At 36.3% G+C, this 14,874-nt stretch carries 19 protein-coding genes; 2 read left to right on the top strand and 17 right to left on the bottom strand.

Going from position 1 to position 14,874, the window contains the following annotated elements:
* Positions 1–572: 572 nt before the first annotated feature.
* Positions 573–1,220 (top strand): VTT domain-containing protein, encoded by a 648-nt coding sequence (locus IEU90_RS06050; protein ID WP_153710254.1) that lies wholly within the window; start codon positions 573–575, stop codon positions 1,218–1,220.
* On the opposite strand, the gene IEU90_RS06045 is transcribed toward IEU90_RS06050, so the two are convergent.
* The 15 genes from IEU90_RS06045 to ccpA form a co-directional block, all read right to left on the bottom strand.
* The gene (locus tag IEU90_RS06045; protein WP_153710253.1) at positions 1,194–1,841 is read right to left on the bottom strand and encodes a TIGR01906 family membrane protein; all 648 of its coding nucleotides are present in this window, start codon (positions 1,839–1,841) and stop codon (positions 1,194–1,196) included. The two genes, IEU90_RS06050 and IEU90_RS06045, sit on opposite strands and share 27 nt — an antisense overlap.
* Entirely contained in the window at positions 1,825–2,595 is a 771-nt protein-coding gene (locus tag IEU90_RS06040; protein WP_153710252.1) for a TIGR01457 family HAD-type hydrolase, read from the bottom strand. The genes IEU90_RS06045 and IEU90_RS06040 overlap by 17 nt, the downstream gene beginning before the upstream one ends.
* A gap of 8 nt (positions 2,596–2,603) precedes the next feature.
* Complete coding sequence (locus IEU90_RS06035; RefSeq protein ID WP_153710251.1) at positions 2,604–3,149, bottom strand: YutD family protein; 546 nt, start codon at positions 3,147–3,149, stop codon at positions 2,604–2,606.
* A 20-nt stretch (positions 3,150–3,169) separates the two neighbouring features.
* Positions 3,170–3,787 carry a metallophosphoesterase family protein gene (locus tag IEU90_RS06030; RefSeq protein WP_153710250.1) on the bottom strand — a complete coding sequence of 206 codons (618 nt, stop codon included), beginning with the start codon at positions 3,785–3,787 and terminating at the stop codon, positions 3,170–3,172.
* 117 nt (positions 3,788–3,904) lie between these two features.
* Positions 3,905–5,101 carry an acetate/propionate family kinase gene (locus tag IEU90_RS06025; RefSeq protein WP_153710249.1) on the bottom strand — a complete coding sequence of 399 codons (1,197 nt, stop codon included), beginning with the start codon at positions 5,099–5,101 and terminating at the stop codon, positions 3,905–3,907.
* Between the two features lie 13 nt (positions 5,102–5,114).
* Positions 5,115–6,125, bottom strand: a complete 1,011-nt coding sequence (locus tag IEU90_RS06020; RefSeq protein WP_325064712.1) for a class I SAM-dependent methyltransferase — start codon at positions 6,123–6,125, stop codon at positions 5,115–5,117.
* A gap of 240 nt (positions 6,126–6,365) precedes the next feature.
* Complete coding sequence (locus IEU90_RS06015) at positions 6,366–6,803, bottom strand: ComGF family competence protein (protein ID WP_153710248.1); 438 nt, start codon at positions 6,801–6,803, stop codon at positions 6,366–6,368.
* Positions 6,800–7,090, bottom strand: a complete 291-nt coding sequence (locus IEU90_RS06010) for an HEM-1/HEM-2 family protein (RefSeq protein ID WP_225431300.1) — start codon at positions 7,088–7,090, stop codon at positions 6,800–6,802. The genes IEU90_RS06015 and IEU90_RS06010 overlap by 4 nt, the downstream gene beginning before the upstream one ends.
* Positions 7,050–7,502, bottom strand: a complete 453-nt coding sequence (locus tag IEU90_RS06005; protein WP_153710247.1) for a hypothetical protein — start codon at positions 7,500–7,502, stop codon at positions 7,050–7,052. The genes IEU90_RS06010 and IEU90_RS06005 overlap by 41 nt, the downstream gene beginning before the upstream one ends.
* Positions 7,499–7,810: a competence type IV pilus major pilin ComGC gene (gene comGC, locus IEU90_RS06000; protein WP_153710246.1), complete on the bottom strand. Its 312-nt coding sequence runs from the start codon at positions 7,808–7,810 to the stop codon at positions 7,499–7,501. The genes IEU90_RS06005 and comGC overlap by 4 nt, the downstream gene beginning before the upstream one ends.
* The gene (locus IEU90_RS05995; protein ID WP_153710245.1) at positions 7,810–8,880 is read right to left on the bottom strand and encodes a type II secretion system F family protein; all 1,071 of its coding nucleotides are present in this window, start codon (positions 8,878–8,880) and stop codon (positions 7,810–7,812) included. Before IEU90_RS05995 ends, comGC begins: the two co-directional genes overlap by 1 nt.
* Positions 8,798–9,775, bottom strand: a complete 978-nt coding sequence (comGA, locus tag IEU90_RS05990) for a competence type IV pilus ATPase ComGA (protein WP_153710244.1) — start codon at positions 9,773–9,775, stop codon at positions 8,798–8,800. The genes IEU90_RS05995 and comGA overlap by 83 nt, the downstream gene beginning before the upstream one ends.
* Positions 9,776–9,932: 157 nt before the next feature.
* Entirely contained in the window at positions 9,933–10,679 is a 747-nt protein-coding gene (locus IEU90_RS05985; protein ID WP_153710243.1) for a YebC/PmpR family DNA-binding transcriptional regulator, read from the bottom strand.
* An 89-nt stretch (positions 10,680–10,768) separates the two neighbouring features.
* Entirely contained in the window at positions 10,769–11,605 is an 837-nt protein-coding gene (locus IEU90_RS05980) for a hypothetical protein (RefSeq protein ID WP_188357873.1), read from the bottom strand.
* Positions 11,606–11,618: 13 nt separating this feature from the next.
* Entirely contained in the window at positions 11,619–12,629 is a 1,011-nt protein-coding gene (ccpA, locus tag IEU90_RS05975) for a catabolite control protein A (protein ID WP_153710242.1), read from the bottom strand.
* A gap of 160 nt (positions 12,630–12,789) precedes the next feature.
* Between ccpA and IEU90_RS05970 the strand changes: the two genes are divergently transcribed.
* Positions 12,790–13,890, top strand: coding sequence for a M24 family metallopeptidase (locus IEU90_RS05970; RefSeq protein ID WP_188357872.1), 1,101 nt, complete (start codon positions 12,790–12,792; stop codon positions 13,888–13,890).
* 35 nt (positions 13,891–13,925) lie between these two features.
* On the opposite strand, the gene IEU90_RS05965 is transcribed toward IEU90_RS05970, so the two are convergent.
* Together IEU90_RS05965 and IEU90_RS05960 are read right to left on the bottom strand one after the other, a co-directional pair.
* Positions 13,926–14,384, bottom strand: coding sequence for a hypothetical protein (locus IEU90_RS05965; protein WP_153710240.1), 459 nt, complete (start codon positions 14,382–14,384; stop codon positions 13,926–13,928).
* Entirely contained in the window at positions 14,377–14,817 is a 441-nt protein-coding gene (locus IEU90_RS05960; protein ID WP_188357871.1) for a DUF948 domain-containing protein, read from the bottom strand. The genes IEU90_RS05965 and IEU90_RS05960 overlap by 8 nt, the downstream gene beginning before the upstream one ends.
* Between the last annotated feature and the right edge of the window lie 57 nt (positions 14,818–14,874).

Here is a 14,874-nt window from a genome sequence, read left to right as displayed (position 1 = left end):
GATTCGTCGAAACTTTGTTCAGTTTTCAAAGGTCTACCAGTTAACTAACTAAGCAGTCAATCAACATACTTATTATATCATATATCGATTTAACTTGTCAAGAAGAAATTTAAATTAATTTTGAATTCCTTCTGATCAATAACTCAATCAGCAACTTTATTAATATATCATGTTGTCAATCAGATGTCAACAATTATTTATAACTTTCAATTTGAAACATCTCAGCAGCTCTTAACTGCTTTGACAACGATAACTACTATACAGTGTAACTCAATCATTGTCAACAGCTTATCCCAACTTTTTTATTTCAAGTTACCTTATTCGAATTTTATAACAATGAATTCATTTGATTGTTCGATTTTATCACTATCCATGTACCAAAGCTGTTAATATAAATTAACCATCTATTAAATTAACAAACATTTTTCTACTAAGTAAATTCAAGAATTTTTAATTAAGAAAATACTGAACTCAAAAAAACTATTAAAACTTTTAATGGGTACTTCACAATATTTTTCTATCTTGCTACACTTTAACAGTATTATCTTAATATATATAAAAGGAGAATTGATTTGGCAACTCTAATTGATTTCATACTGCATATTGATGTTCACTTAATCCAGATCGTTAACCAATTTGGTGATGCAACTTATTTAATCTTATTTGCTATTATCTTCATTGAAACTGGAGCAGTTATTATGCCGTTTCTTCCTGGAGATTCATTATTATTTGCTGCCAGCGCACTTGCTGCCGATCCCCGATACCACCTTAATATTTGGGTCTTCATCCTCATATTCCTCTGCGCTTGTTTCGGCGGTGATTCACTTAATTTTTTGATTGGCCATAAAATTGGGGAAAGCCTATCCAATCACTCACTGTTTGGTAAACTTATCAACAAAGAAAGCTTAGAGCGTGCTGAGGCTTTCTTTGAAAAACACGGTGCACCTGCTATTATCCTTGCCCGTTTCATTCCAATTATCCGAACCTTTGCTCCTTTTGCTGCAGCTGGTTCCGGTTTCCCTTATAAACAATTTATTAAATATAGTATTATTGGTTGTGTAATTTGGGTATTGCTTTGTTGCGGATGCGGATACTTCTTCGGTAATCTTCCTTTTGTTCAAGAACATTTCTCAGTCATCATTATTGGAATTATCGTTGTAACATTAATTCCAGCAGTAGTTGGTGCAATCCGTTCACGTTTTACTAAAGAAGATGCGTAATTCCCATTTTATCCATCCCCATATAATCAATAGTATCGATAAGGTAATCAACAACCACAGCGAAAAAAGTAATGTAAAAAAACTCTCGGGCATTAATAATATTATCGGGCTTGTCCTAGGATTGAATACCCAATCCATATTATTAAAAAAGAGATGGTGAAATTTGATAAAATAAGCATCAAAGTTTGTTATCCCCATAAAGCCACTAAAAACTAATAGAATAAATAGCACTTGAAACGGTAGAAGTAAGCGCCAAAGCTGATTCTGCCGTTTTTGTTTTTTTAAACCATAAATTAAAAGCGGAACTGCTCCAATTATTATTACTTCATTTGCCACAATAAGCTGCTTCACATCTGCAAAGTGATGCGTTGCTGAACGAGCAATTGGAAGATAATTTAGCTTTAACGTATTTATCCATGGTAATTGAAGATACTTAATTACCCTTAAATAATCTAACCTCAGCTTATGGGGAGAGACGCCCATTGAATTATGAGGGAATGTAAGGAATAGCGGTGATATATTAACCACAATAAAAAGAGCAATACTAACAGCCGTTATTAAACTAAGCAGTATTAATAGAATTGCCCTCGTCCATTGTACTAATTCATATTTGCCATTCATCAAGACTATTCACCTTATATGTTGGTTGAATCTTTTCTTTTATTACCTCTTCCGGTCGCGACAAGCCAGTATAGACCAGCAAACTATCCATCCCCACATTAATCGCCGCTTCAATATCAGTATGGTAATTATCACCGACCATTATTACCTTTTCTTTAGGTAACTGTACTTTTGCAAGTGCCATCTGCATAATGATTGCTTCAGGCTTACCAATCATTATCGGCTTCTGCTGCGTTGCATATTCTACTAGTTTTACAATTGATCCAGCTCCAGGTACCATTCCCCGTTCATTTGGCAAATTACTATCTGCATTCGTCCCGATAAACTTAGCTCCCTGACGAATCAGCAAGACCGCTTTTTCAAGCTTGGCATACGTAACGCTTGTATCAAGCCCAACAATTACGTAATCCGGCCTTTCATCAGTAATAATGAATCCCCGGTTTTGAAGTGCTGATTTCAATCCAGATTCACCGATTACATAAACTTTACTTCCTATCGGAGCAATCGATAGCAAATAATCCGCTGTTGCAATTGCAGTTGTATAAATATTTTCAGTAGTGACATTAATATTATGATTATTACGGAGATTGTTTGCAACAAAATCCGGGGTCCGTGTACTATTATTTGTTACAAACAAAACACATTTTCCTGCATCTTGTAGCCGTTTTATAAACCTAGCAGCTGCTGGAATTTGTTTTTTTCCCTTATATGTTGTCCCATCTAGATCAATAAAGTATCCTTGATAGTCTTTCATTATTTAGCCTAACTCCTCTTTTTTCGTTGATGCATTACGAATTTTTGATGATGTCCGTTCTTAACACGTTCAGCCTGCTGGTTATGCCGTTGACGCACATTTGCTTGCTTAATCTTACGTCGCCGTTCGTGAATAATCGGCGTAGTCCGTTTTTTTGAATTGCGCTGGCGATGACTATGCTGGCGCGGAATACAGATATCATTATTATGAATGATAAAGTAAGCACATCCAAAATTACAATATTCAAATAAATAATCTTCAATTGTCTCTACGCTTTGATCTGGCTCAAACAATGGATTATCACTATCATAAAATCCTTTTAACCGTAACTGATCATATCCCCAGTCACCAACGATATAGTCGTATTTGCTTAATACACTGCTAAAACGTTCAGCAAATTTTTCAGCGTCAAAACCATTACGGTATTCCTTAACTAACTCATAAGGGTGACCGTTTACTGTAAAATGAACCTTATCACTCTTCTCTACATGGTAGATTAACGATCGCTGCTCCTCACGCTGATCAATATAATCCTGAATTTTAGCTCGATTCATCTTTTCACATCCTTTTATACTTAAGCCTTAATATCCTGTCCTGGATATTGGATAGCTTTTTTATTTACAATCTCTTCTATTTCCTTAAAATTTAATGGCGCGCCAAACTTAGGCTTAACTGTAAGATAGTCAAGTTCTGGAGCGTCAATTCCCACATTAATATTTTCTTTAACGGGGACTGAATAATGGTGAATATGACCATGGAGATTAATTATCTGAGGTGCTATCCCTAACATCATTGGATAATGGGTTAAATAATATTGACGGTGATCATATTTTATCAATGCTCCTACATCATGAAACTGAAATTTAGGCAACCCATTAAATACATAATTATGATTCTGGAGGTATTTAAATAAGGCCCGACTATCATGGTTACCCTTTATAAGAATCAAATGACCATGCAGCTGCAATAGTATTTCAAGAATAGCCTGATATGCATCTCGCTGGGGCTTAACAAAATATAGAGCAATATCTCCTAGATGGTAAACAATATCATTCTCTCCAACCTTATTATTCCAATTATTAATTATTGTTTGGTTCATCTCATCAACATTAATAAAGGGCCGTGGCGCAAAATCATTCATTCCTAGTAAACTATCATGAAAGAAGTGAGTATCAGATGTAAAAAATTTCATAATTAACCCTCTCTCTTGACAATAATTATAATCATCTTAAATTCTAAAATAAAACGCAACTAGAGACAAACTTTTATTGCCGACTAGTTGCGTTTTATTGAATATATTTAAACTAAGTTAATTATTTTTCTTTAATCGTTCAATGTCACGAACAATCATTAACTCCTCATTAGTTGGAATCAATAATGTCTTAATCTTAGCATCATCCGCTGAAAGATCGCGCTCAACGCCATGACAATCGTTCTTTTCTTGGTCAATCTTAATGCCAAAGTAGCTTAACTTATCTGTAATCATCTTTCGTACAGGGACACTATTTTCACCAACACCAGCAGTGAATACAATAGCGTCAGCTCCGCCCATTTCAGCAATATAAGCACCAATGTAGCGTACAATTCGGTTAATGTAAATATCCAATGCTAATTGGGCACGATCATCGCCTTTTTCAGCAGCAGCAAGAATATCCCGCATATCCGGTGAAGTTCCAGATATACCAAGTAAACCGGATTTGTGGTTTAGAATATCAATCATTTCATCAGAAGATAAATTGAGTTTTCCTTGCATGAAAGCAATTAAGGATGGGTCAACATCCCCTGATCGAGTAGCCATTGTAATTCCAGCTACCGGGGTAAAGCCCATTGAAGTATCAAAAGACTTTCCATTTTTAACCGCAGTAATTGAAGCTCCAGCACCAATATGCATCGTGATTAATTTAAGTTCTTCAAGTGGCTTACCTAGCATTTCAGCAGCGCGAGCAGAAACATAACGGTGACTAGTCCCATGAGCACCATATTTACGAGCACCATATTTTTCATACCAATCATAAGGGACACTGTATAATGCATTCATTTCAGGCATATCAACATGGAATGACGTATCAAAAACAGCTACGGCAAATGCATTTGGCAATACTTTACGAAATGCTTGAACTCCAATTAATTCAGCAGGTTCATGAAGTGGTGCATATTCTGATAATTCATCAATCTTTTTGATAACATCATCATCAATCACTGTAGAATCCTTAAAGAATTCACCTCCAGCAACAATTCGATGACCTACTGCTGTAATTTCATCATAACTAGCAACGATGTTTAATGCTGTTAACTGGTCCAACAAGTAATTAACTGCTGCAGCATGATCAGCAAACGGCTTATCTTCTTCATGCTTTTGACCATCACCATATTTGATCTTAGCATGACCCATTTTCTCACCAATACGTTCAATAGTACCTTCAGCTACTACATCTTCGCTTGGCATATCAAATAACTTGAACTTAAGCGTTGAACTTCCAGCGTTAACTGCGATTGTTTTTGACATTGACTTTTCTCCTTTAACGTAAATTCGTTGTTACCCATTGACTAACATCATTCATAAATGAAGCAAATCTAGCTTTGTCTTTGAATGAAGGGAACTCGCCTAACAAAACCTTAACAGCTTGTTTACTATTACCACCTTGACGTTGTAATAATAAAATTGACTTTTGTGCATTCGGGTTAGCAAAAAGTTCTGCTGGTAGGTTAATAAGCCCCTGTAAATAAGCAACAGACTGAATCCATTTAACAAATGATTGTGATTCTTTAGTTTGAAATAAGCTACTTGGCACTAAGAACACCCCAAAAGCTCCCGGCTTAAGGTAATTCATTGCTTGCTCAATCAATAAATGATGGACATAAGAGTGTCCTTCCTTAGCCCTGGTTTGATAATTTTTAGTATTTTCATCAAGTGGATAGTAACCAATTGGCAAATCAGAGATAGCTAAATCACATTGAGGGATATCTAATGCTGTAATTGCATCCTGATGGTATAACTTAACATCAAGATGCTGGAGTTCTGTACTTACACTCGCAACTTGAAGCATATCCTCATCATTATCAATCCCAAAGCCAGCAATGTTCTTATCTCCATCTACTTTAAGCTGATTCATAACTGTTGTTAATAAATTAGCCGTTCCAACTGCTGGATCAAAAACCGTCTTGATTTCTTTAGTCTTAGTGACCTTTTCAATCAAGAAAGCCATGATTAAGCCAATTGTATCAGGAGTCATTTGATGGTTAGCCTGAATTGCGTCTTTACGAATTACTTTCAAAAAACTAAGCTGAATAATTTGCCGGATAATTTCTGGCTTTACGTTTTGTAAATCTAATTCTTGATATATTTTTCGCAATTCTTTTACTGTCTTTTCGTTAGGAACCCCATCATCTACACGGACAGTATTATTGTCAATAATATTTTCAGCATTCTCCAACAATGCATCAAGATATGAACAACTCAACGCTGCCTGTAAAATTTCTGTGGCCTTATCAAAAAGTTCAAATAATTGCTGTGGTGTTTTCTGTGTCAGTGCTAGTCGCCTCCAAATAATACAATCATTACCTTATTAGTTTAACTATTCTTCATAGCAAATTCAAGACAACACTCTTAATGAGCTTATCTCAGATTCCGTTTTATTTCTTGAACATAGGTTAGATATAGACTTCTCTCAAGTTCTCGATACCCCTGATAATATTGATATTGGTACAACAATACTGAACTTATGACAAGCAATACAATGATACTTATAAATAATATATACCCGGCTGTTTTATTCCGATGATGGCGGATAAAGTTTAACAACTGATTTCACTTTCTTTCCATTGGTTCTTGTTACTTCGATCAATACTCTTTGGGAATCGAGCTGAGTAAAAGAATATTCACGAGGCTTAACACCATCAAGCAAAGGAAGGTATCCTCCGCCTTGACGACAAGTTAAATATAATGTATTGCTTCCCTTTAATTCATAATTGCGGTGAGCTGCTTGGCTAAATAATAGTAACTGTTGATTCTGTACTTGAACTATTTCAAAGCGATGATTATCTGACTCCAATTCATGAAGAAATAGATACCAATCAATTGTTGGATCCAGATTTAAGCTATTAGTCTTCTTGATCCCCGTAATCGCTAAACTTATATTAAAAATTATTAAGGATGAAATAATCAATGCACAAATTCCTTCTGCTAAAGTAAATGCTGCCTGTTTCATTTTGCAATCCGGTAAAGACATTCATCTTGATAATAAACTGTTAGTTCTCGCAAATTAACTTTTGCAACAATTTTATCTTTACTTAACACAATGTTTTCATGTTTTATAGCGTATAAATCACTTGCTTCTTTTCCCAGTCGTATTGCTGCTAATTTCAACTGTTCTCTTTGACGTTGAACCTGCAATTGCTGTTCACAAATGAAAAATAAATTAATTCCAATAGTAATTACTGTTAACGCCACTAAACTATCTGCCATCATAAAAGCCGCGTCCATCCCCTTCTTCAAGTCGATATCCTCCCCATGCTAATTGAATTTTCATACGGTAGAGATGATTATTAACCGTCGATTTAAATATCTGTGTACGTGCTCGAGTATACCCGGTGGGCGAGATAGTAACTTCATTGAAACAAATTACTTTTAATGTTTGTGGGATTTCAATTTCTCTTATCCCATCATTTCCACGAAAATACAGTGTCGCACCAACTTTATTGTATCTAATTACAATATATTGATGATCAACTTCAGCTCTTAGCTGTGCGCGGCGCCATTCATACCGCAGCAAACGCCAAAACCGGTCCTCGGCCATTATCTGCTGTCCCTTTGTAAAGTTAGGAATTGTGATTAATACCAATAAAGCCGCTATTCCTAAAACAATTATTGATTCAAGAAAAGTAAAAGCTTTCTCCTTAGCTTTCATCGTTGAACTGCCTTTCCATCCACAATTACTATTTTTTCACGATGAGCCTGTTGAATTTGCGCATCTGTAAGATAATTAGCGTTTTTCAACTCCTCAAAACTGACATTATCTGTTCCATTTTCATTTTCATACGAATCAATCTGAGTTTGGATAACTGACACCATCGCTTTTCGGTGAATACTGTTAGCATGCTTTCGTTGTTGCGATAAGTTAGGTAATACTATCAAAACTAATAAACTTATGATAAAAAGAACAATTGACATTTCAAGCAAAGTGAAGCCGGATTCCTTTTTATTTAAAATTTTCATCAATAAACTCCTTGAAATGAATGGTAAATCGGTAACAGCAAACTTAGGTATAGCCCAACGATTACAACCGCAATCACACTAAAAATAATTGGCTGGACAAAAACTAGCAAACGTTCAATTGAATTGGTTAAAGCTTTAAATTGAAGGTTAGCAAAAATCGTTAAGTCCTGCCCCATCTTTTCAATCGTTGTTCCTTTATTCATAAAAATAATTAACTCATTCGGCAAAAATGGATAAGCCTTAACAGCTTCAGAAATATCACCACCACGTTGAATGATTTTTATTACTTTGCCACTAAAAAGATAAAGAATTGAATCACCATGAAATGTTTGTGAGAGCTGACAAATCTCAGCAAGTGATAATCCTTGTTGTAGCATTACTCCTAAAACACTTGTCAAATAATATTGAAAATAATAACGATAACATTTGCCAACAATCGGAATAGTACATAGTTTAATGAGTTTTTGCTCCCTACTCATTCGGTGCCAGTTATACCATTGGAATAAGCCGCTAATGCCAATTATCGTTAGAAAATAACTCCCAACTAAACCTGTTATTTTAATCAATAAATTGGGGTTGCTTTTTTCTTGCCACATATCTAATTCTGGAAATACAAATCCTACCAAACAGCAAATTACAATAGCCAGCATTATCAGAAGAAGCAACGGATACTGAAGTAAAGTTATCAACTTTTTTCGTTGGCGTTCCTGTACTGAGAGTAACTTACCAATTTCATGCAACGTTTTTACCAGATTGCCATGCTTCTCGGCTAAAAGTAATTGGTAATATAAATCCGGTTTTATTTCTTGCCGAATACTATCTGTAAAGCCGGTCCCCTCTTGCATTCGATGATCAATTTTCATGGTCCACCACATTAAACCTGGTTCCACGGTTCCAATAAAATGAATAGCATGTCTAATAGAAAATCCAACCGTTAATAAGTCGGCCAGTAAAAGGAAAAAGGAGGCCTGCTGCTGACGTTTTAATTTATCCGTGCGCGTACTTAGCAGCGACTGCCGAGGTAATTTTCCCTTCTTCCATCGCCTGCTTAAGATTTTTTGTCCATTCATCGGAAATAACTCCTTTCGTTCTATTAAGTATTGAATCAGCCAAGTGCTGGTGCGTTAACAAGTCGCATAATACTGCTTGTTTTCCGTTGACTAAGGGAATTAATCGCTGATAACTGACGGCTGTTAAAACTTGCTGCAAATAATATGAATCAATTCCTAATTGTCGTAAACGGGAAATCACACCATCAGCATTCTGGGCATGAATTGTTCCGAAGACAAGATGCCCGCTTAATGCTGCCTGAACTGTCATCGCTGCCGTTTGTGAATCACGAATCTCACCAATAATAAAAACGTCTGGACGGTGTCGTAATCCTAACCTTAACAAACTCTGATAATCCATTCCTGCTAGCGTGTTGACTTGAAGTTGGATAAAGTCGGAATAATTGATTTCTACTGGATCTTCAATTGTCAATACGATTTTATCCGGTAATAATTTCTTTGCTAATTGATACATTGTTGTGGTCTTTCCTGCTCCCATTGGTCCAGCAAACAAAATCAAGCCGCGATAGTCACAGCATTTTTGTAGCGTTGTCCATTGAGAAGGAACTAGAAAATTAAACTCGTTATTTACTAAAGGGTAGATAAAACGGACAACTAATGATTCATGTCCTTGAAAATCTCCAACACTGGATAAACGCAAATTAATTTTCTGCTGCTCATACACTAATCGAAAAGCCCCTAATTGTGGGCGTCGATGCTCACTTACCGCCATATTGGCACGATATTTTAAATATGAAATAAATCGTTGACCATAGGCATATGAAACACTTTTTAATAGAGTAAGCCGTCCCCGCACAGCGATCGACAGTCGATAACACTCATCATGCGGCAATATATACAAATCACTGGCATTTTTAGTGATTACTGATAATAATTCATCTTCAAAACTTGGCATAGTTTAACCTCCCTATTATTTAAATACGGGAAAAAAACAAAAATGCATCAAAAAAGTTTAATTTTAAAGATAAAAAGGAGCCTAAAGCACCACTAATGGCACTTTAGGCTCCTCATTAACGAGAGCCATGAAAAATAAAATTATTTTCCACTCTTAATTATTCTTCGTCTTCATCATCATCTGGTAAAATCCCAGTTTCATAGATGTCGGCAACATCGTCATTTTCAGTTAATTCATCAATTAAGTGACGGTATTGCTTTGCTTTATCAGCAGGCACCTCTGTCCGGTTTTGAGGGATCATGGTAACTTCAGCTGTATCTAATTCGTAGCCTTGTTCTTGAAGAGCATCACGAACACTAGTCATGTTACTTGGATCAGTGAAGATTTGGAATTTTTCGTCTGTAGCTTTCATATCTTCAGCTCCAGCATCCAATGCATCCATTAACATATCATCTTCACTCTTATCAAGGTCATCACGAAGGATTTCAATTAATCCTTTACGGTCAAACATGTATGAAACTGATCCACTAGCACCCAATGAACCACCAGAATGGCTAAATGCTGAACGAACCGCAGATGCTGTCCGGTTTTTATTATCGGTAAGAGCAGAAACCATTACTGCTACACCACCTGGAGCATATCCTTCATAGGTAACTTCTTCGAACTTAGCTCCACCAATACCTGAAGCTTTAGCAATAGCACGGTCAATATTTTTCTTAGGCATGTTGGCCGCGTGTGCCTTATCGATTACAAGCCGTAATTGAGCGTTGTTCGCTGGATCAGGATCACCTGCTTTAGCTGCTTGGTACAAATCACGTGAAATCTTTTGGAAAATCTTACCACGCTTAGCATCTTGGGCGTTCTTACGTCCCTGAATGTTATGCCATTTTGAATGTCCTGACATTACTGACTCCTCTTTTCTTTATTAGTGTAATACAAACAGATAAATTTTAGCAAATATTTATCCTTAATTCAAGGTCAATAGCGAGGTCGCTATCGCCGTTTTACTAATTGTAAAATAAATAATCCAATTCCTACGCCAGCCATAAGCAAAGAACCACTAAAGGCCTGCTGCTGAAAGTCGTTGGCAACTTGAACAATAAACGGGCTTAGATCAGCTTGATATTGTCCAGCTTGAATAGCTAACGTGTGGGCAACTAATATAGTTATCGTATATAAGATAGAAGCAACAATACAAATCCAGCTAAAGCTTTTAACAAAATGTCGTTGCCATAACCCCCTAATAATCAACAATACAAGACTGATTAAACTAATAACTAAAATAACATTAACACAGGTTTTAGCTATCTTTATTCCTGTAATCAATTGACCAACTTCAGGGGTATTTAACTGACTATTAACAATCGAATTAATATTATTTGTCACGGCAGAAGAACTACCTGCCGGAAGCATTGAAGTTGATAGGCCATATTGCGCTAATTGGGAATCGACAGATGAACTAACACTGTTGACTACTGAGGAGAGGTCTAGATTAATTTTTTCTCCAGCATAGATTTGATCAACTGCCTGTGTGATTAACTTATCAGTATCACTCTTCTTTAAGACTGACGTTGAAATCCCGTATTGCGTCAAACTACTATTAACCTGGCTCATCATTATAGACTCTAATGATGAACTGGTTATTTCTTTTTTTACAAAATTGGGGTTTAACAACGTAACATTAAGTAGTAATCCTAATGCCAATAAAGTTAAACAAATAATACCCCATAATCGAAAAAGGAAATGGTGCCTTGGCGGTGTTTTTGTTACCGGTTCTTCAACTGTTTCTGTTTCTTGACGTTGTGCTCGTAATTTGCTCCGGGTTGTCACAACAAATCACAACCTACTTACGAGTTGACTGCCGTTCAACAAAGCCATGATCCAAGATAACATTCTTTTCGTCATCGTTGCTATCATCGCCGTCCATCAGCTTAGTAAGCAACCGCATTGAAATTGCACCAATATCATAAAGCGGTTGAGTAATCGAAGTAATCGTTGGACGAACAAGTTTTGTATACTTGGTGTCATTTGATGAAACCAATTCAAAATCATCTGGAACTTTAATGCCAGCGTCTGTCAAACCGTTGAGAAGTCCTGCTGCCAAACTATCATCGGTAACATAAGCAGCTTTAATTCCCTTCTCAATAATTTCCTTAGCTTTTGCATATCCTGCTTGATATGAACCATCTGTTTCAATTACCAGTGAATCATCAAAATCTTTATTACCATCAGCTAGTGCGTCTTTATATCCACTTAGCCGATCGCCGCTATTAATTGAGTACTGTAAGGGTCCAGTAATATAAGCTACTTGTTCAGCACCGCGTTTTAGCAGAAATGCTGTTGCTTCTTTTGCTGCAGCCTGGTAATCAATCCGTACACTTGGTAAGGAATCATCATTAACAACTGAACCAGCAACAACTACGGGGGTATTGGTACTTGCAAATTCATTCTTTAGTTCATCTGATACATCATGACCCATAAAGATAATTCCATCAACCTGCTTAGCGAGCAAGTTTCTAACAACTTTAAGAATCTTCTCATCATCAGAATCAGAATTAGTCAAGATAATATTATACTTGTACATTGAAGCAACATCATCAATTCCTAATGCCAATTCTGCAAAATAAGGATCAGTGATATCAGGGATAACAACCCCGACCGTTGTCGTCTTTTTAGAAGCTAAGCCACGCGCAACCGCATTAGGGCGATAATTCAACTGCTTAATCACATCTAAAACTTTTTGTCTAGTTTCTGGTTTTACGTTTGGATTGCCGTTAACTACCCGCGAAACAGTAGCCATTGAGACACGAGCTTCTCGGGCAACCGTATAAATTGTTACTGATTGTTTTTCCATAAGATAGCCCTTTCTTTATTGGTATAATCTGTTTTCATATTTTTTCATAACTTAGTTAATATAGCAGATTTATCCTTAATTGGCAAACGTTTCCAACTATTTTTTTGCATTCATAACAATATGTTATAATATTTGCAACCTTTTTTAGGAAGTGAATATATTGACAAAACTTAATCAATTACAAGAAGCCTTAAATGCTAAAGGTCTTGATGCGGCTTACATTAGTGATCCAATGACAATTAACTATTTAACTGGTTTTTATAGCGATCCGGTCGAGCGAATTCTTGCATTAATTCTTTTTTCAGATAATGAACCATTTTTATTTGCCCCAGCTCTTGAAGTTGAAGCAATTAAAGACACGGGATGGAAATACCCAGTGTACGGTTACCTTGATCATGAAAAAACCTTTAATCTAATTGCTGACCATATTCACCAAATGGCTGGTTCACCACGTAACTGGGGAATTGAAGGCGAATCGTTAACCGTTGACCGGCTCCGAGCTCTCGAAACGGTTCTTCCCGATGCTAAATTTAATACTGATCTTTCCCCGCTTATTGCGCAAATGCGGATGATTAAAAGTGCAGACGAAATTGCGAAATTAAATGAAGCTGGGAAGTGGGCTGATTTTGCGTTTAAAGTCGGCTTTGAATCAATTCAAGTTGGTAAAACCGAGCAAGAAATTGCAGCAGACTTAGAATATGCTCTTAAGCAGCATGGAATTAATAAAATGAGCTTTGACACTCTTGTTCAAGCCGGTCCTCATGCAGCCGAACCACATGGCGCAACTTCAAGCAATAAAATTGAGAATAACCAGTTAGTTCTTTTTGACCTTGGAACAATTGTTGATGGCTATATTAGTGATGCTTCTCGAACAGTTGCTGTTGGAGAATTAAATGAGAAGCAACAAGATATCTATCAGGTATGTTTAGAGGCCCAATTAGCTGCTCAAGATGCTGCTAAACCTGGAATGACTGCCGAAGAACTAGATAAAGTTGCTCGTGATATTATTACCGCCGCCGGATATGGCGAATACTTCATTCATCGTCTAGGTCATGGAATGGGAAGCAGCGAACATGAATTTCCATCAATCATGGAAGGAAACCAGCTGGTCTTAGAGCCAGGAATGTGCTTCTCAATTGAACCTGGTATTTACATCCCCGGTTTTGCCGGTGTACGAATTGAAGACTGTGTTCATATTACAGAAAACGGTTGTGAACCATTTACCCATACAACTAAAGAACTACTGACTTTCCCTAAATAAAAAAGCTGAGAAAATTTTCTCAGCTTTTTTATTTATTATTTATCGCTATCTTCGACTTCATTTTGACTTGCTTTTTCGTCATTAGAAATTGACTGCTTTGAATCACTAGTAGCGTCAATAATAATATCATTATTATCTTCTTCTGCTTCTTTATTCTTTGCTAGTTCTTCTCGAATGTCAGCAGTTTGTTTATCGAAGTCATCGTTAGTCATGCGATTAACTACTTTATTTGCACTATCTTTTACTTTTCCCGTAACATTATTAACTGCATCCGCTGCTCCACTCATTTTGTCATTCAAATTAGAATCACTCATCAGATCGTCAACGATGTCTAATGCGTCTAAAGTATAATCAGTTACATAATCAGCAACTTTGTTAAACTTTTCATCGAAACTTTGCTTTAAAGCCTCTTTTTTAGCCGGCGCCATTCTTTTCCAAGCGGCATAGGTAGCGGCTCCTCCTAATAACATTCCAGCAAGTAACTTTTTACTCATTATTTGTCATTCCTTTCTTTTGCTTTCGGTGCTGTCTAAATTTATTAAATGCATCTAAAATAATTGTTTTACCTGCAATCTTAAAGATACCCCGATCTAATTGCCGTTTTTCATGACGAATCCGGACCTTATCTACCATTTCTTGAAGTGAGGCATTCACTTCTGAAACGCTTTGACTTACATCAGCAACTGCTTTAACAGCAGGATCTAATTGCTCGGATTTATGATTAATATCATCCAGCAACGTATTCGTATTACTTAATACATCTTCCATTTCTTGACTAAGATAATGAACATCACGCGTTAAAGTTGTTATACTCTTATTTGTCTCTTTCATTGTCTTACTCAATTGATTCAACAGGATACATGCAAAAATGACTAAGATTAGGAATGCGATTGCCGCGATCAACCCTGCCAACTGGGCAAAAGTCATCTGATAATCCCTCCTTTAGTTTCCAAATTAGTTATTCAATACTAAGAATATCATAAA

It is taken from the genome of Limosilactobacillus caviae, from assembly GCF_014635905.1.
Lineage (GTDB): Bacteria > Bacillota > Bacilli > Lactobacillales > Lactobacillaceae > Limosilactobacillus > Limosilactobacillus caviae.
Note: the sequence above shows the minus strand (reverse complement) of the source record. Positions and strands in the feature narration are given on the sequence as shown.

Coding starts and splice junctions, on each gene's coding strand:
- IEU90_RS06040 (WP_153710252.1), bottom strand. CDS start 2,595: ATGAAAGACTATCAAGGATACTTTATTGATCTAGATGGGACAACATAT.
- IEU90_RS06015 (WP_153710248.1), bottom strand. CDS start 6,803: ATGAAACAGGCAGCATTTACTTTAGCAGAAGGAATTTGTGCATTGATT.
- IEU90_RS06030 (WP_153710250.1), bottom strand. CDS start 3,787: ATGAAATTTTTTACATCTGATACTCACTTCTTTCATGATAGTTTACTA.
- IEU90_RS06025 (WP_153710249.1), bottom strand. CDS start 5,101: ATGTCAAAAACAATCGCAGTTAACGCTGGAAGTTCAACGCTTAAGTTC.
- IEU90_RS06035 (WP_153710251.1), bottom strand. CDS start 3,149: ATGAATCGAGCTAAAATTCAGGATTATATTGATCAGCGTGAGGAGCAG.
- IEU90_RS06005 (WP_153710247.1), bottom strand. CDS start 7,502: ATGAAAGCTAAGGAGAAAGCTTTTACTTTTCTTGAATCAATAATTGTT.
- comGC (WP_153710246.1), bottom strand. CDS start 7,810: ATGAAAATTTTAAATAAAAAGGAATCCGGCTTCACTTTGCTTGAAATG.
- IEU90_RS05985 (WP_153710243.1), bottom strand. CDS start 10,679: ATGTCAGGACATTCAAAATGGCATAACATTCAGGGACGTAAGAACGCC.
- ccpA (WP_153710242.1), bottom strand. CDS start 12,629: ATGGAAAAACAATCAGTAACAATTTATACGGTTGCCCGAGAAGCTCGT.
- comGA (WP_153710244.1), bottom strand. CDS start 9,775: ATGCCAAGTTTTGAAGATGAATTATTATCAGTAATCACTAAAAATGCC.
- IEU90_RS06045 (WP_153710253.1), bottom strand. CDS start 1,841: ATGAATGGCAAATATGAATTAGTACAATGGACGAGGGCAATTCTATTA.
- IEU90_RS05995 (WP_153710245.1), bottom strand. CDS start 8,880: ATGAATGGACAAAAAATCTTAAGCAGGCGATGGAAGAAGGGAAAATTA.
- IEU90_RS05965 (WP_153710240.1), bottom strand. CDS start 14,384: ATGAGTAAAAAGTTACTTGCTGGAATGTTATTAGGAGGAGCCGCTACC.
- IEU90_RS05960 (WP_188357871.1), bottom strand. CDS start 14,817: ATGACTTTTGCCCAGTTGGCAGGGTTGATCGCGGCAATCGCATTCCTA.